This is a genomic window from Vibrio jasicida 090810c, assembly GCF_002887615.1.
GTDB lineage: Bacteria > Pseudomonadota > Gammaproteobacteria > Enterobacterales > Vibrionaceae > Vibrio > Vibrio jasicida.
In genome coordinates this window covers 2,705,117-2,721,503 of the sequence record NZ_CP025792.1, presented here as the reverse complement: position 1 = coordinate 2,721,503, position 16,387 = coordinate 2,705,117, and the positions used below count along the sequence as shown (strand labels likewise).

The following is a 16,387-nucleotide window of genomic DNA, read 5'->3' as shown; positions in this document are numbered from 1 at the left end:
TCAAACTTAAAGTACAAGATGGGTAACACAAAGCTCTTGGCTAAGTGCCACAGTAAACGCTTGGCGTTGCCCATCCAACTCCACTACGAGTTCGTAGAGATCTTTTGGATCGGGATCGTTAAGATCGGCATACTTTGGCGCTTCGATCTGGAATAAAGCACTCGCATGATCCGCTCGGACATCAATAGGAATATGGTAAGTCATGCCATTAAACTTAACCGATGCCGATACTAGACCCGGCGCAAAAGTTTGATAGTACAAGTCGACTTTAAACTCACAACCACCACCGTGGTGCCAAATCTGCTCGGTAGCCACGCGGTCTAAACGAACATTGCGAATGAACTGTAGATACGGTTCTTGCCATACCCCCAAGCGCTCATCACTCTTTTGGTATTCATGATCCGCAAGTGAGCACAACTCCGGTTTATCCTCATCCAGCAGAAGATCTTCTTCTTCCTCGAGGAACAGGATCTCAAAACGGTTGCGCCCCATCTGCATAAATGGACGAATGTCTTTTTTGTATATGCTTTGCGAACCGTCACAGTCGAACAATGCGACTCCGTTCAAACGCACTTCTGCATGGTAATCCACACCACCCAACACCATTTCTACCGCTGGGAATGCCATCATGGATTCGTCCACTTCGATGTCGTGCATCAGGTGCCACTCTTGCTGACGGATCGCTTCTTCAGTCAGTTCAGCAGGCAATACCTGACTCAAAGGAGCAGGGAAAGTAATGTCATCCTGTGGGATAGAAAGGTCCGTCAGTGGAGAGACTTGCCATAAACCGGCGAGTGAGAGTTGCATATACACCTTGAGCTAGATCAATTTTCATGCATTATATACTCAAGTGGCTTAGGGTTATAGGCAGTAAGCCTACAAACTCAATGAGAATTATTTATGGTCACCCTCGGTTATCATTTTTAAGGCACAAAAAAACCAGCGATAAACGCTGGCTTCTTAGAATGAATGAGTCGATTACTCTTCGTCTTCATCATCTTCGTCTGGGTAAAGCGCATCTTCGCCTTCGTAGTAAGTACCCCAACCGTCGTAAATGATGTCGTATTTTTCTGCAAGGTGAATCAACTTCTCAACCTGTGCATCAATCGCTTCTGCGTTTAGTGCAGATTCCATTGTTGCATCACAACAAAGCAGTTTGTTACCGTCTTCATCTTCTGTTTCTTCAGCTTCAAGCACTTCAAAGCCCATTTTGAATGCTTCCACAACCGCTTTCTCTAGCGTGTCGAAGTCTTCTGCAAATAGGTGGTGCTCGATTTCGTATAGTGAATCTGGATCGCTGCCGTCTTCTAGCAATGCTGCAATGATATCGCGAGTCTCTTCCTTTTGAATCTCAATTAATTCTTCTACTGATAGATATTCATCTTCGTGAGACATGTTTTGGCTCCAGATTAGTTACTTGATGAAAACACTATACTCAAGACTGAGTATGTTAATGCGGTGAAATATGGCACGGATTGCGATGAAAAGCCACAAACAAACACCAAACGGCTTGGATTCTTAACGAATATTCTTTCTCAAAAATCGAAACCTCGCTCACAGAAACAAAAAATTAACAAAAACAAGAAATCTTTAATATTCAGAAGATCCTAATCAAGTAAATTCGTCGAGATAGGAGAGTGCATTGCGTGTTTATGGCTATGAAGTGAATACACCAACAAGGCAATTAAAAATGCAAGCGAATAAAGAAAGCTTTAAAAATGCATATTTGAGAATAGTTATGCGTGTTTTATGCACTAACAATGTGAGTCTATTGAAAGCGAGTAAAAAGAATAAAAACGCACTTTTTAAATACTATGAACAAAGCTCTAAATATAGAATTTAAAAATACAAAGCATTAATTTACAAAATATATCGCTAATAAAAGCCAAAATATCGACATATAGAGTAAGTTCTAGGACTTGCATCTTTGCGGCAAGCTTGTCATAACTAATGGCTGGAAAATTTGTAAGGATACAAAATGAGCAAGCTGTACGTTGGATCAGAAGTTGGTCAACTTAGACGAGTGTTATTGAATCGCCCAGAGCGTGCCCTCACCCACCTCACCCCATCAAACTGTCACGAACTGTTATTTGACGATGTGCTCGCGGTAGAAGCTGCAGGGGAAGAGCACGATGCATTTGCCCGTACACTACGAGAGCAAGATGTCGAGGTGCTACTGCTACACGATTTGCTCGTAGAGACACTTGCCGTTCCTGAAGCAAAACAATGGTTGTTGAATACTCAAATCTCCGATTTCCGCTACGGTCCCACATTTGCTCGTGATTTACGTCAATACTTTGCAGAAATGGATGACGAGCATCTTGCGACTATCTTTCTTGGTGGTTTGGCCTACTCTGAACTACCAATAAAATCCTCTTCGATGCTACCGAAAATGAAGCGTCCATTGGATTTCGTTATCGAACCTCTTCCGAACCACCTCTTTACCCGTGACACGTCATGCTGGGTATACGGCGGCGTTTCTCTTAACCCAATGATGATGCCTGCACGTCAACGCGAAACCAACCATCTGCGCGCCATTTACCGTTGGCACCCAACTTTCGCAGGTCAAGATTTCATTAATTACTTCGGTGATGAAGACCTTCACTATGACAACGCAAACGTAGAAGGCGGTGATGTACTGGTTATCGGTAAAGGTGCCGTTTTGATTGGTATGTCTGAGCGCACAACCCCACAAGGTGTAGAAAACTTAGCGGCGAGTTTATTTAAATCTGGTCAGGCGAAAGAAGTGATTGCTATCGACCTACCAAAACACCGCTCGTGCATGCATCTTGATACGGTCATGACGCACATGGATGTGGACACTTTCTCGGTATACCCAGAAATCATGCGTAAAGATTTAGACACCTGGCGCCTAACACCTAAAGGCAACGGTGAAATGCATGTCGAAGCATCACACAACTATCTGCATGCCATCGAATCGGCACTTGGCTTAGATCAATTGAAGATCATCACAACGGGTGGTGACAGCTACGAAGCTGAACGAGAGCAATGGAACGATGCCAACAACGTACTGACGGTGAAACCTGGTGTTGTGATTGGTTACGAACGTAACGTCTACACTAACGAGAAGTACGACAAAGCTGGCATTGAAGTCCTGACTATTCCGGGTAACGAGCTTGGTCGCGGTCGTGGTGGTGCACGCTGTATGAGCTGCCCAATCGAACGTGACGATATTTGAGAAACCTCTCCCACCAAATAAAACCAATTGAGACTAAGGTTGATGTGAATACATCAACCTTTTTTTGCTTTTAATTAAAATAATTATTCACAATAAAAGCATTTATATGTTTTAATGCTTTTATTCTTTATTAACCAAACGACCTAAGGGACGAGCTATGGCTTTCAATTTACGTAATCGCAACTTTTTGAAGCTATTGGACTTCTCAACCAAAGAGATCCAGTTTTTGCTCGAACTGTCCGCAGAGCTGAAAAAAGCTAAATATGCAGGAACAGAGCAGAAGAAACTTCAAGGTAAAAACATCGCGCTAATCTTTGAGAAATCTTCTACTCGTACCCGATGTGCGTTTGAAGTTGCTGCCTTTGACCAAGGCGCTCAGGTCTCTTACATCGGCCCTTCTGGTTCGCAGATTGGTCATAAGGAATCCATGAAAGACACCGCACGCGTTCTTGGTCGTATGTACGATGGCATCGAATACCGTGGCTTTGGTCAATCTATTGTTGAAGAGCTCGGTACTTACGCAAGCGTCCCTGTTTGGAATGGTTTGACTGATGAGTTCCACCCTACCCAAATTCTTGCTGACTTCCTGACCATGCAAGAGCACGGGCGCGGTAAACAACTGCATGAGATGACGTTTGCCTACCTTGGTGATGCTCGTAATAACATGGGTAACTCACTCATGGTTGGCGCAGCAAAAATGGGCATGGACGTCCGCCTTGTAGCGCCAAAAGCCTTCTGGCCAGAAGAAGCATTAGTCGCAACTTGCCAAGAGATAGCCCAACAAACTGGCGCGAAGATCACGCTGACTGAAAACGTTGAAGAAGGCGTTAAAGGCTGTGACTTCTTATACACCGACGTTTGGGTCTCCATGGGTGAGTCGGCTGAAGCTTGGGATGAGCGTGTTGCTCTGATGACACCTTACCAAATCAATATGGATGTGATTAAGCAAACAGGTAACCCTCATGTGAAGTTCATGCACTGCCTGCCAGCCTTCCACAACGATGAAACGACTGTGGGTAAAGAGGTAGCAGAGAAATACGGAATGAAAGGGCTTGAAGTCACCGAAGAGGTGTTTGAGTCTGAATACTCTATCGTATTCGACGAAGCCGAAAACCGCATGCACACGATTAAAGCCGTGATGGTGGCAACGTTAGGCAGCTAAACCAAAGCATTAAAAATGGTAACAAAAACCACGATGTAATCGCTTGCGCTCACGAAAGTTAAGCGTATAATGCTCTGCAATTTGTCTGAGGATTATGAAATGACCACGCCGATTGCTGACGTAAAAACGCGATTTGCTCTAGCTAAGCGACTACGCTTACGTGCTGTTATTTTCGTTAATTCTATTGAATTTTAAAACCTCCCCAATTGGGGAGGTTTTTTTATGTCCGAAATTCCATCAGGGTAATTTTGGGGATAGTCACCACTGTTATAGGGAAGAAGATCATGGCGAACTCGCTTTACCAGAAGCACATCATCTCTATTCCAGAGCTTTCACGTGAAGAACTGGAACTGATTGTAGAAACTGCAGGTCAGCTAAAAAAAGAACCTCGTCCAGAACTGATTAAAAACAAGGTTGTAGCGAGCTGTTTCTTTGAGCCATCCACACGTACTCGTCTGTCATTCGAAACAGCGATTCAACGTATTGGTGGCGATGTTATTGGTTTTGATAACGGTGGTAACACCTCTCTGGCGAAAAAAGGCGAGACACTGTCTGACTCAGTTCAAGTGATCTCTTCTTACGTCGATGCCTTCGTTATGCGCCACCCTCAAGAAGGTGCAGCGCGCTTGGCATCCGAGTTCTCTAACGGCGTTCCTGTGATTAACGCTGGTGACGGTGCCAACCAACACCCAACACAAACGCTACTCGACCTATACACGATTGCAGAAACACAAGGTCGTCTAGACAACCTGAACGTTGCGTTCGTTGGTGACCTAAAATACGGTCGCACCGTGCATTCTTTAACTCAAGCATTGGCGAAGTTCAATAACATTCGCTTCTTCTTTGTGGCACCCGAAGCGCTCGCGATGCCTGATTACCTATGTGAAGAACTCGATGAAGCAGGTATTCAATACAGCCTGCATACAGACATGGAAAGCGTGATTCCTGAACTAGACATTCTGTACATGACACGCGTACAGAAAGAGCGTTTCGATGAATCTGAATACGCGCACATCAAGTCAGCTTACATCCTAACAGCGGCACTACTAGAAGGTGCACGTGAGAACTTGAAAGTGCTACACCCACTGCCACGCGTGGATGAAATCACCACAGACGTCGACGTAACACCGCACGCTTACTACTTCCAACAAGCAGAAAATGGCGTGTACGCGCGCCAAGCATTGTTGGCATTGGTTCTAAACGAAACACTGTAATCGAGGGAGAAAAAGACATGACTAAAGAAACTCAATTGCAGGTAGAAGCAATCAAAAATGGCACAGTAATCGACCATATTCCAGCCCAAATTGGTATCAAAGTGTTGAAATTGTTCGATATGCACAACTCTTCTCAACGCGTGACGATTGGCCTTAATCTGCCATCATCCGCATTAGGTCATAAAGACTTGTTGAAGATCGAGAACGTGTTCATCAACGAAGAGCAAGCAAGCAAATTGGCACTATACGCACCACACGCTACGGTTAACCAAATCGAAAATTACGAAGTGGTAAAAAAGCTGGCACTAGAGCTTCCTGAACGTATCAACAACGTATTTGAGTGCCCAAACACGAACTGCATTACGCATAACGAGCCAGTTGCGAGCAGCTTCCAAGTATTCGAGAAGAAGGAAGAAATCCGTCTGAAGTGTAAATACTGTGAGAAAGTCTTCGCTCGTGAGATCGTCACTGAACGTTAATTTCCCGCTTCAATTCTTGCTAACGATAAATTGACTGATACCCCGCCCGTGCGGGGTATTTTGCTCTTTACGTGCTTCATGTTTAAAGGCACACTGATTCTTCTTAAGAACGCTCAAATTGTTTGAGTACACTCTTTATTCCCCTAAACAGATGGAACAATTCAAATGACGAAAGTACTTCACACTGAGTCTGCACCAGCAGCAATCGGTCCTTACGTTCAAGGCGTAGATCTAGGTAACATGGTTCTAACTTCTGGCCAAATCCCAGTAAACCCAGCAACAGGTGAAGTGTCTGCGGACATCGCAGAGCAAGCACGTCAATCTCTAGAAAACGTGAAAGCAGTGGTTGAAGCTTCAGGCCTTAAAGTCACTGACATCGTAAAAATGACGGTATTCGTTAAAGACCTAAACGACTTCGGTACTGTGAACGAAGTTTACGGCAAGTTCTTCGATGAGCACGAAGTAGCAAACTACCCAGCACGTTCTTGTGTCGAAGTAGCTCGCCTACCAAAAGATGTTGGCATCGAGATTGAAGCAATCGCCGTTCGTAAATAATCGTGCTTGCTAAGAAACATAAAAAAACGGGTAGCTTAGGCTACCCGTTTTTTATTGTCTTTTTGTTGCAGTGTTCTATTTCCATTTAAGCGGCATTACGCTGTTTTACTTCTTCATCCAGCGCTTCTAGCTTCGCTTTCATTTGATCGCGACAGGTGTTTGCAAGTTCACGAACGCCTTCTTTGCCATAGCCTTCAGAGCTGATTGGTGGCAGCATTTCAATGATAACATGACCGTTATTCCAACGGTTCAATTTAATGTGATCAGTTGAACTACACACAATCGGAATGATTGGCACCTCTGCGCCGATAGCAGCATGGAATGCGCCGGTTTTAAATGGCAGTAAGCCACGGCCACGTGAGCGCGTCCCTTCTGGGAACATCCATACTGAAACGTCACTCTGCTTAATGCTATCAACTACTTGATCAATAGTGCCCTTAGCTTTAGAACGGTTACCACGGTCAATTAAAATGTTACCCGTTAGCCAGTAAAGCTGACCAAATAGTGGCATCCACGCTAAGCTTTTTTTACCTACCGTCACGACTTTTGGTGTCACTGCTGAAGATACAGTAAACAAATCCCAGTTATTTTGGTGGTTCGCGATGTAAACATGCTGACCACGAGAGTAAGCATCTTCAGGAATTCGTAATTCTAATTTGATTCCGAACACACGAGACATCTTGCCGAACAAGCGGCCAAAAGTGAAAACGTGCTTAGGATTTCGAGGACTTAATAGGCAGTAACCACAACCACCAATAAACATCACAATTGCGAAAATTGCGACAGCAAATACACGTAATAGTGCAATCATTGTTGTTCTCCAGGAACCGGCTTTACGCCAGATACAGCTATTGTTGGTTCTTTGGACATAGTCATCAGCTATGAAAGAGAGCGCGACATAAAAAAGCCGAAACCTGAGTTTCGGCTCTCTTTATATCGAAGTCAACTGCGATGCAGTTTAACCCGCCTCACTCACGCGCTCAATATTTGCGCCAAGAGCAGACAGTTTATTTTCGATTTTGTCGTAACCACGATCGATGTGGTAAATACGATCAACGATGGTTTCGCCTTTCGCGATACAACCTGCAATCACCAAACTTGCCGAAGCTCGTAGGTCAGTGGCCATTACTTGCGCACCACTTAGAGAATCTACGTCACCACAGATGACTGTGTTACCTTCGATTTCCGCTTTTGCGCCCATGCGCATCAGTTCAGGTACGTGCATGAAACGGTTTTCAAAGATCGTTTCAGTAATTACGCCGCCGCCTTTCGCCATCATGTTTAATAGCGTGAATTGTGCTTGCATGTCAGTCGGGAAACCTGGGTGTGGGGCAGTACGAATGCTTACCGCTTTCAGTTCACGGTCCGTCATATCTACAGAAATCCAGTCTTCACCAGTCTCTACTAATGCGCCCGCTTCTTCTAGCTTCGCAAGTACCGCTTCTAACAAGTGACCGTTGGTGTTACGACACACAACTTTGCCGCCAGAAACAGCCGCAGCAACAAGGAACGTACCCGTTTCGATACGGTCAGCCACAACGTTGTGCTTACCGCCACCTAAACGCTCAACACCTTCAATAGTGATGGTGTCTGTGCCCGCGCCTGAAATTTTTGCGCCAAGCTTGTTTAGGAAGTCTGCTGTATCAACGATTTCAGGTTCACGCGCTGCATTATCTAGCGTTGTGGTACCTTCCGCTAACGCTGCCGCACACATGATAGTAATCGTTGCACCAACACTCACTTTGTCCATCACAATGTGAGCGCCTTTTAGACGACCGTCCACTTCTGCTTTTACGTAACCATCTTCTAGTGTAATCGTTGCGCCAAGCTGCTCTAGACCTGTGATATGTAAATCAACAGGACGAGCGCCAATCGCACAGCCACCAGGTAGAGAAACTTGACCTTTACCAAAACGAGCCACCAGCGGACCAAGTGCCCAGATTGATGCACGCATGGTTTTCACCAAGTCGTAAGGTGCGCAGTATTCGTTGATGCTGCTTGGATCGACATGAACAGAACCATTACGGCTTACTTTTGCGCCCAAACGCTTAAGCAGTTCCATAGTAGTATCGATATCACGAAGGTGTGGCACATTCGCCACCTCTACTGGCTCTTCAGCCAAGATAGACGCAAATAAAATCGGCAGTGCTGCGTTTTTTGCACCTGAAATGGTCACTTCACCAACCAGTGGTTTATCTGACCCAATAACTCGAAACTTTTCCATCAATAAACCTTAAAGCGACATTAGCTTTTTATCACGAGCCCACTCTTCTGGAGTGAACGCTTTAATCGATAGCGCGTGAATGTCGTTACGCTGGATGTAATCCATCAGAGGACCGTAAATTAACTGCTGCTTCTTAACGCGGCTCATTCCATCGAAACAAGCATCAACAGCAACCACCTCATAGTGGCTACCTTCACCTTTTACATGCACTTCTTGAAGGTTTAGTGCTTCTTCTAGTAACTGTTGTACTTTTGCGCTATCCACAATTTACCCCTGATAATTCTGTATATGTTTGGCCACTAAAGATTCAACGTTGCTCAGCTGAAACAAAGTGCGCAATTGCGCCGGCACGAAACTGAGCATTATATGACAGTTTTGTTTTTTTGCATGCTCTAATAAGTGGATTAACATCACCATTCCCGCAGAGTCGACGCGCTCAATCTCTTCTAACGAGCATTCTAACTCGGTTTGAGATGGCTGCCATCGCTGCGCAACGGCCCACAAAGAAGGCACGGTATCTCGATCCAACGCCCCTGTAAGCTTAAGAATATCTGATTGTAAATGCCACTGAGAATGAGACTGCGCCATTACTTTGCTGCCTCGAAACGAATTGGCTGTGCCGCCAATTTTTCAAGATCTTTTGCTACCGCAAGGATACCGTCTTGACGAATCTTTGTATTCCACTCCGATTGCTTGCTTGAAAGTAAGCTAATACCTTCTGCAACCATGTCGAATGCTAACCATTCACCGGTTTTCTTATCTTTACGCAATTTAAACTCAAGTTTGATGTTCGGACGCGGAGCGTCGATGATATCTACTTTAATGCTTGTAATGCGCTTAGATGGGTCTAACTTAGGTTCAGGGCCAAACTCGATTTGCTGGTCTGTGTATTGTGTTAAGACTTGTGCGTAAGACGTCACCAAGTAAGAACGAAATGCCTTAATAAACTCACCAACGTCTTCACGCTTCGCGCCTTTTAAGTTCGGACCAAGCAGTTTTAATGCCGCATAGCGATCGTTGACGTAAGGCATCAGCTCTTCTTCAACGATAGTCTTAAGCAAATTCGGATCTTGCTTAATTTGTGGCTGTTCAGCTTTCAAACGATCAAATGTCACTTCCGCAACTTGTCTCATCATTTGATAAGGCTGAGTTTTATCTACTTCTGCAGCCACTGCACCAAAAGCAGTAAATGCCGCTACGAAAGAAAGTAATAATCTAGAGAACATGGGTTATTCCTTACTCGTTTTGCCAGAATCGCCGGAGCCACCGATGCTGTATAGCACCTGTCCAATTAAGTCTTCTAAAACTAAGGCAGACTTGGTGTCTTCGATGGTATCACCATCAACTAACATTTCTTCATCATCAAAGATGAAACCCGGAACTAAGCCAATGTACTGCTCGCCAATCAATCCAGAAGTCAAAATTTGTAAACTAGAAGTTTCTGGGAATTGATTGTATTGACTGTTAATCGACAAGCTCACAATTGGAAGTAGGCTTTCAGGGTTAAGTGTAATATCACTCACACGACCAACCACAACGCCGCCAACTTTCACTGGTGAACGAACTTTTAAACTACCAATATTATCGAACTCAGCTTTCAGGGTATAAGTATTGCCAGAGCCAATGCTTTTTACGTCAGCAACCTGAAAAATCATCACAAGAATCGCGCAAATTCCTGCCAATACAAAGCTGCCAACCCATAATTCAGTTTTACGTGTTTGTTGCATGATTAATTCCCAAACATCAATGCGGTCAGTACAAAGTCTAGTCCCAGTACTGTTAAAGAAGAATGCACTACCGTGCGCGTCGTTGCTCGGCTGATCCCTTCCGAAGTCGGAATCGCGTCATAGCCATTAAAAAGAGCGATCCAAGTAACGGTAATCGCAAACACGATACATTTGATCATGCTGTTACCAATATCTTGGCCTAATTCTACTGACGACTGCATTGCCGCCCAGAAACTACCGTGGTCAACGCCTTTCCAATCAACGCCAACAATTTGAGCGCCCCAGATACCAATAGCCATGAAGATCATCGCCAACAGTGGCATGGAAATCACACCTGCCCAAAAACGAGGAGCGATAACGCGTTTAAGCGGGTCTACCGCCATCATTTCCATACTCGAAAGCTGCTCAGTGGCTTTCATCAAGCCGATTTCTGCGGTTAATGCAGACCCAGCTCGCCCAGCGAATAACAAGGCGGTTACCACAGGCCCTAGCTCACGCAATAGCGATAGAGAGACCATTTGCCCGAGACTGCCTTCCGCACCGTAGTCCACCAGCACGACATAGCCTTGTAAACTCAACACCATGCCGATAAACAAACCCGATACGACAATGATAGCCAGAGACTGCACACCAACGGAGTAAAGCTGCTTCACTAATAACGGGAAGTTTTTGACCGGTTGTGGTCGGGTTACCAAAGCACCAACCAACATTAGTGTCGCACGGCCAAAGGCTTCACAGATGGCCAACGTGCGTCTTCCTAATGAAGCGACAAATTGAATAAAACTATCGACCATCAAATAAATCCTTTTCGATACTTTGAGCGGGAAATCGGAACGGTACCGGACCATCCGCATCACCCAACAAGAATTGCTGCACGCGTGGATCTGGATTGTCTCTCAGATCTTGTGGCGTGCCAAAAGCAATGATTTTGCCATCGGCCATCAAATAAACCCAATCCGCAATACTCATCACTTCTGGTACATCGTGTGAAACGACAATCGAAGTCAGACCTAGCGCTCGATTCAAATTACTGATCAACTCAACTAATACGCCCATGGTGATCGGATCCTGACCAACAAACGGTTCATCATACATGATAAGGTCGGGATCGAGCGCAATCGCGCGTGCTAAAGCAGCTCGCCTAGCCATACCGCCAGAAAGTTCACTTGGCATCAACTTTGCAACACCACGTAGACCTACGGCTTCAAGCTTAAGCAGCACCATAGTACGGATAAATTCTTCAGAGAGTTCTGTATGTTCACGTAAAGGAAAGGCAACATTATCGAAAACGTTCAAATCCGTGAACAGAGCGCCTGATTGGAACAACATGCTCATCTTCTTTCGAGCATGGTAAAGCTTCTTACGTGAGAGTGCTGGAATGTTATCGCCATCAAACCAGATCTCACCTTGTTCGGGGTACAACTGACCGCCAATTAAGCGTAACAGTGTCGTTTTACCGATCCCCGATGGCCCCATAATGGCCGTCACTTTCCCTTCTGGCACGTGTAAATCAACGCCATCAAAGATCTTACGTTCGCCTCGTGAAAAAGTGAGATTGTTAACGGTAACTAAATCGTTGTTCGACATACTATCTCTTCTACTGTTTGTGAGTTTGACTCACAGAGTCATCAGCCAACTCAACCCCGATTGTTTTCAAGATATTACGTCGAGAATATCCTAAAGTGACTTCGGTACACTTATTAGGCTGCAATCATAAGCACATTGAACTTGAATTAAAAGCACTGTTCAATTAAATAAAGCCGACCAAATTCAAGCAATTCTTCATAAAATATGACGAAATCAAAGGAAGGTGTTTAAATTCAACTCCAGATAAGCGGTATCAAATACAACACGCGATCGAGCAACAATTAAACACAATTTCGTTACTAACCTTTAATTTATTTGTTGTTTATCTTCCATTTTTGGCTGTGAAAGGTCAAAATTAGCGGTTACTCATTTCACTTATTTTTATTACTTAGGAATCATCATGCTCGAAGCCGTAGCGTTGCTTATCGTCGGTCTTGTTATACTTGTATGGAGTGCAGATAAACTTGTTTTTGGCTCTGCAGCTCTGGCCCGCAACGTCGGTATTTCACCTTTAGTGATCGGCATGACCATTTTGGCGATGGGTTCTTCTGCGCCAGAAATGATGGTTTCTGCAACCGCAGCATGGGACGGTAAAACCGACACAGCTGTCGGTAACGTTCTTGGCTCGAACATCGCCAACATCGCTTTAATTCTTGGTATCACCGCCATCATCAAACCACTTTCCATCAGCTCTGCTGTGGTTCGTCGAGAATTGCCATTGATGATAGCAGTAACCGTGCTGGCTGGTATTTTACTTTGGGATAACCACCTAGGTTTCTACGAAGGCGTATTGCTGTTTGTACTCTTTGCTGCGTTCCTATTTGCCATGTTGCAAATCAGCCGCAAAGAACAAAAAGCGGGTGATGCTTTTGTCGATGAACAAGAATCAGAAGTCCCTGAAGGTGTAAGTAATCCAAAAGCCGTTATGTGGGTTGTGATCGGTCTGATACTTCTACCTTTGGCAGCAAGCATGTTAGTCGACAACGCCGTCATCATTGCAAAACACTTTGGTATGAGTGATCTCGTTATCGGCCTTACTATCATTGCTATCGGCACTAGCCTACCGGAGCTTGCTGCATCTCTAGCAGGCGTTCTAAAGGGCGAAGACGATATGGCTGTGGGTAACATCATCGGTTCAAACGTTTTCAACATTTTGGCGGTAATGGGCCTACCGGGCATCATCAATCCTTCAATGCTAAGTGAATTTGCGATGGGTCGTGACTTTTGGGTTATGCTCGGCGTATCGCTACTGCTTGTGGCAATGTGTCTTGGTAAATCTCGCAGTATCAACCGTTTAGAAGGTTCAATCCTGTTTGTGTGTTTCTTAGGCTACCAAGTGTACCTATTCGCAAACATGGCCGCTTAATAACATAATAAGTAAAGACAAATTGGAGCTCTGATATGTCCACTCAATTTGATTTTCGTGCTGCTGCTAAACAAGTTCTTGATATTGAAGTGGCCGCACTTCAACAACTGGACCAGTATTTTGATGCGCAGTTTGAACAAGCTTGCGAATTGATTCTTTCCAATAATGGCAAAGTCGTTGTTATGGGGATGGGCAAATCAGGTCACATTGGCAACAAGATTGCTGCGACCCTTGCAAGTACAGGCACCTCCGCGTTTTTTGTTCACCCTGGTGAAGCTGCGCATGGTGACCTAGGAATGATCAGTGAAGGCGATATCGTCATTGCGATTTCTAACTCTGGTGAGTCTCACGAGATTTTATCTCTATTCCCAGTATTGAAACGTCTGAACATCAAAATTATCAGCATGACAGGCAAGCCTGAGTCGAACATGGCCAAATTGTCGGATATGCATTTGCAAATCACCGTTCCGCAAGAAGCCTGCCCACTTGGTCTTGCACCAACGAGCAGCACAACAGCAACTTTGGTCATGGGCGATGCTCTTGCCGTTGCCCTGCTTCAAGCTCGTGGTTTTTCTGCAGAAGACTTCGCTCTATCACACCCTGGTGGTGCGTTGGGAAGAAAATTGCTGCTCAAGCTGTCTGATATTATGCACTTTGGTAATGCACTACCAAAAGTTGCGCCAGATGCATTGATTCGCGACGCACTTCTTGAGATTTCAGAGAAAGGCTTAGGGATGACCGCGATTGTCGATGAGCACGATGCTATGCTTGGTATATTCACTGATGGTGACTTGCGTCGTACTTTGGATAAACGTATTGATATTCACACCACAGCAATCGGTGAAGTGATGACTCAAAACCCAACAACGGCTCATCCAGAAATGTTAGCTGTCGAGGGTTTGAATCTTATGCAAGATAAAAACATCAATGCTCTGATCTTGTGCGACAACAACAAGATTGTTGGTGCGCTGAATATGCACGATTTGTTGAAAGCGGGTGTGATGTAATCCATCCATCAACAAATGTTTACACAATTTGATTAACAGATTAAGGCAATGGTCAGGGAAGTACTGAGCTAAGATAAAGGCCTTTATTTTATGAGTTTTACTCGCCTTATTTATTTGCTCCTGATCTTCGTTGTCGCATGGTGTGGTTATTATTTGCTGACACCAAAAGGCGATGAAGATATACAGGTTGCACCTAATTTAGAACTGCCTATGTTCAGTGGTACTGGACTAGAAAATATCACTTATGGTGAAAATGGTGTCCGCAGTTACATCATTCGCTCCAACAGCTTGGATCATTACGCCAAGAGTGGAGATACGATTTTTAATAGCCCAACACTGATGGTTTACCGTGAAGGTAGCGTTGTTGAGTGGAAGGTCACTGCAACAAGAGCAGTACTTGATGAAGACCAGATCCTGACGTTATACGACAAAGTTCTCATGCAAAACTTATTGCCTGACGCAAGCTTTGACACCATGGCAACAGACAAGCTGGTCATCAACTTAAGCAATCGTGATTTTAAAGCCGATCAACAAGTAATGTTGGTTGGACCACAATTTGAAACTACCGGAGGCGCAATGCAAGGCAACTTAAAAGCCCACACTGCGACTCTGACAGATGAAGTTCAAGGTCGATATGAAACCGTTACACCTTAGCCTATTGGCATTGGTATTAGCAGCGCCACAAGCGTTGGCACTTAAGTCGGATACGCAACAGCCGGTTTACATTAATTCAGACACCCAGCAGGTGGACATGAAGAGTAACCAGGTGACCTTTAAAGGTGATGTATCTCTTAAGCAAGGTAGCATCAATATCGATGCTGACAGAATTGTTGTAACTCGTGACCCGAAAACGGAAGCGATCAAACAAATTCAAGCATTTGGTAAACCTGCCACTTTCTCTCAATTAATGGACGATGGTAAAACACTCAGTGGTCAAGCTACTGAATTGGATTACCGTATCTCTACTGACGAATTGACCATGAAAGGCCAAGCACAGCTAGCCCAAGACGGTAACACCATCAAGGGCTCATCAATTCGCTACCAAATTGGTCAACAGAAGCTTGTTGCTGACAGCTCGAAGAATGAGCGCGTTACCACCATCCTGCAACCGAACCAAATCGAGAACTAATATGGCAGTACTGAGCGCAAAGAATCTTGCTAAAAGCTACAAGAAACGCAAGGTCGTTACGGACGTGAGCCTCGAAGTCGAGTCTGGTCAAATTGTGGGACTGTTGGGTCCAAACGGCGCAGGTAAAACCACATCGTTTTACATGATTGTCGGCTTGGTACCTCGTGATGAAGGCATCATCACTATCGACGATCAAGACATCAGTATCCTACCGATGCACAGTCGCTCGCGCCTAGGTATCGGCTACTTGCCACAAGAAGCTTCCATATTCCGTAAGTTATCGGTTGAAGACAACATCATGGCCGTCCTAGAAACTCGCCAAGAGTTAACTCGAGAAGAGCGCCAAGATAAGCTTGAAGATTTATTGGAAGAATTCCACATACAGCACATACGCACCAGTGCGGGTATGGCACTATCAGGTGGTGAACGCCGCCGTGTAGAAATCGCTCGTGCATTGGCAGCAAACCCTCAGTTTATTTTGTTGGATGAACCGTTCGCGGGTGTTGACCCAATTTCGGTTAACGACATCAAAAAAATCATTGAACACTTGCGCGATCGCGGTCTTGGTGTGTTAATCACTGACCATAACGTTCGTGAAACCTTGGACGTTTGTGAAAAAGCCTATATCGTAAGTCAAGGACACCTTATTGCTTCAGGAACTCCGGATGAGGTTCTCAATAACGAGCAGGTGAAACAAGTTTATCTCGGTGAACAATTCCGTCTATGATTACATTAGGA

General features: G+C 44.8%; 22 protein-coding genes. 12 read left to right on the top strand and 10 right to left on the bottom strand.

Translation table 11 applies throughout. The features are described 5' to 3' along the window. Positions 1-6: 6 nt before the first annotated feature. The gene (locus C1S73_RS12970) at positions 7-807 is read right to left on the bottom strand and encodes a glycosyl hydrolase 2 galactose-binding domain-containing protein (protein ID WP_038864479.1); all 801 of its coding nucleotides are present in this window, start codon (positions 805-807) and stop codon (positions 7-9) included. Positions 808-978: 171 nt separating this feature from the next. Then, entirely contained in the window at positions 979-1,395 is a 417-nt protein-coding gene (gene rraB / locus C1S73_RS12965; protein WP_038864481.1) for a ribonuclease E inhibitor RraB, read from the bottom strand. 247 nt (positions 1,396-1,642) lie between these two features. On the opposite strand from rraB, the gene C1S73_RS27770 reads away from it, so the two are divergent. From C1S73_RS27770 to C1S73_RS12935, 7 genes are all read left to right on the top strand, one after another. After that, positions 1,643-1,843: a hypothetical protein gene (locus C1S73_RS27770; protein WP_133152161.1), complete on the top strand. Its 201-nt coding sequence runs from the start codon at positions 1,643-1,645 to the stop codon at positions 1,841-1,843. Positions 1,844-1,978: 135 nt separating this feature from the next. Continuing rightward, on the top strand, positions 1,979-3,199 hold the full coding sequence (arcA, locus tag C1S73_RS12960) for an arginine deiminase (RefSeq protein WP_038864483.1): 1,221 nt from the start codon (positions 1,979-1,981) through the stop codon (positions 3,197-3,199). A 157-nt stretch (positions 3,200-3,356) separates the two neighbouring features. Next, positions 3,357-4,361: an ornithine carbamoyltransferase gene (locus C1S73_RS12955; protein ID WP_038864486.1), complete on the top strand. Its 1,005-nt coding sequence runs from the start codon at positions 3,357-3,359 to the stop codon at positions 4,359-4,361. A gap of 69 nt (positions 4,362-4,430) precedes the next feature. Beyond that, the gene (locus tag C1S73_RS28255) at positions 4,431-4,556 is read left to right on the top strand and encodes an aspartate carbamoyltransferase (RefSeq protein ID WP_081634730.1); all 126 of its coding nucleotides are present in this window, start codon (positions 4,431-4,433) and stop codon (positions 4,554-4,556) included. 89 nt (positions 4,557-4,645) lie between these two features. Beyond that, complete coding sequence (gene pyrB, locus C1S73_RS12945) at positions 4,646-5,575, top strand: aspartate carbamoyltransferase (protein WP_005441998.1); 930 nt, start codon at positions 4,646-4,648, stop codon at positions 5,573-5,575. 17 nt (positions 5,576-5,592) lie between these two features. Beyond that, positions 5,593-6,054: an aspartate carbamoyltransferase regulatory subunit gene (gene pyrI, locus C1S73_RS12940; RefSeq protein WP_038864489.1), complete on the top strand. Its 462-nt coding sequence runs from the start codon at positions 5,593-5,595 to the stop codon at positions 6,052-6,054. 165 nt (positions 6,055-6,219) lie between these two features. Further along, the gene (locus C1S73_RS12935; RefSeq protein ID WP_005432832.1) at positions 6,220-6,609 is read left to right on the top strand and encodes a RidA family protein; all 390 of its coding nucleotides are present in this window, start codon (positions 6,220-6,222) and stop codon (positions 6,607-6,609) included. A gap of 85 nt (positions 6,610-6,694) precedes the next feature. Here C1S73_RS12935 and C1S73_RS12930 read toward each other — a convergent pair whose 3' ends face one another. The 8 genes from C1S73_RS12930 to mlaF all read right to left on the bottom strand — a co-directional run bounded on the left by C1S73_RS12930 (position 6,695) and on the right by mlaF (position 12,147). Continuing rightward, positions 6,695-7,420, bottom strand: a complete 726-nt coding sequence (locus tag C1S73_RS12930; protein WP_038864490.1) for a 1-acylglycerol-3-phosphate O-acyltransferase — start codon at positions 7,418-7,420, stop codon at positions 6,695-6,697. A gap of 147 nt (positions 7,421-7,567) precedes the next feature. Then, the gene (murA, locus tag C1S73_RS12925; protein WP_038864493.1) at positions 7,568-8,833 is read right to left on the bottom strand and encodes a UDP-N-acetylglucosamine 1-carboxyvinyltransferase; all 1,266 of its coding nucleotides are present in this window, start codon (positions 8,831-8,833) and stop codon (positions 7,568-7,570) included. Between the two features lie 9 nt (positions 8,834-8,842). Then, positions 8,843-9,097: a BolA family iron metabolism protein IbaG gene (gene ibaG, locus C1S73_RS12920; protein WP_005432865.1), complete on the bottom strand. Its 255-nt coding sequence runs from the start codon at positions 9,095-9,097 to the stop codon at positions 8,843-8,845. Positions 9,098-9,100: 3 nt separating this feature from the next. Beyond that, complete coding sequence (locus C1S73_RS12915; RefSeq protein WP_038864494.1) at positions 9,101-9,421, bottom strand: STAS domain-containing protein; 321 nt, start codon at positions 9,419-9,421, stop codon at positions 9,101-9,103. After that, positions 9,421-10,059 (bottom strand): phospholipid-binding protein MlaC, encoded by a 639-nt coding sequence (mlaC, locus tag C1S73_RS12910; RefSeq protein WP_038864496.1) that lies wholly within the window; start codon positions 10,057-10,059, stop codon positions 9,421-9,423. The genes C1S73_RS12915 and mlaC overlap by 1 nt, the downstream gene beginning before the upstream one ends. A 3-nt stretch (positions 10,060-10,062) precedes the next feature. After that, positions 10,063-10,560 carry an outer membrane lipid asymmetry maintenance protein MlaD gene (gene mlaD / locus C1S73_RS12905; RefSeq protein WP_038864498.1) on the bottom strand — a complete coding sequence of 166 codons (498 nt, stop codon included), beginning with the start codon at positions 10,558-10,560 and terminating at the stop codon, positions 10,063-10,065. Positions 10,561-10,562: 2 nt separating this feature from the next. Continuing rightward, entirely contained in the window at positions 10,563-11,354 is a 792-nt protein-coding gene (gene mlaE / locus C1S73_RS12900) for a lipid asymmetry maintenance ABC transporter permease subunit MlaE (RefSeq protein WP_038864499.1), read from the bottom strand. Continuing rightward, the gene (mlaF, locus tag C1S73_RS12895; RefSeq protein ID WP_038864501.1) at positions 11,344-12,147 is read right to left on the bottom strand and encodes a phospholipid ABC transporter ATP-binding protein MlaF; all 804 of its coding nucleotides are present in this window, start codon (positions 12,145-12,147) and stop codon (positions 11,344-11,346) included. Before mlaF ends, mlaE begins: the two co-directional genes overlap by 11 nt. Positions 12,148-12,547: 400 nt before the next feature. Between mlaF and C1S73_RS12890 the strand changes: the two genes are divergently transcribed. The 5 genes from C1S73_RS12890 to lptB all read left to right on the top strand — a co-directional run bounded on the left by C1S73_RS12890 (position 12,548) and on the right by lptB (position 16,376). Further along, positions 12,548-13,513, top strand: a complete 966-nt coding sequence (locus C1S73_RS12890; RefSeq protein ID WP_038864502.1) for a calcium/sodium antiporter — start codon at positions 12,548-12,550, stop codon at positions 13,511-13,513. 35 nt (positions 13,514-13,548) lie between these two features. Beyond that, the gene (kdsD, locus tag C1S73_RS12885) at positions 13,549-14,520 is read left to right on the top strand and encodes an arabinose-5-phosphate isomerase KdsD (protein ID WP_038864503.1); all 972 of its coding nucleotides are present in this window, start codon (positions 13,549-13,551) and stop codon (positions 14,518-14,520) included. Between the two features lie 90 nt (positions 14,521-14,610). Continuing rightward, complete coding sequence (gene lptC / locus C1S73_RS12880) at positions 14,611-15,174, top strand: LPS export ABC transporter periplasmic protein LptC (RefSeq protein WP_038864505.1); 564 nt, start codon at positions 14,611-14,613, stop codon at positions 15,172-15,174. After that, positions 15,155-15,649, top strand: coding sequence for a lipopolysaccharide transport periplasmic protein LptA (gene lptA, locus C1S73_RS12875; protein WP_038864506.1), 495 nt, complete (start codon positions 15,155-15,157; stop codon positions 15,647-15,649). Before lptC ends, lptA begins: the two co-directional genes overlap by 20 nt. A gap of 1 nt (position 15,650) precedes the next feature. Beyond that, entirely contained in the window at positions 15,651-16,376 is a 726-nt protein-coding gene (gene lptB, locus C1S73_RS12870; protein ID WP_038864508.1) for an LPS export ABC transporter ATP-binding protein, read from the top strand. The last annotated feature ends 11 nt before the right edge of the window (positions 16,377-16,387 follow it).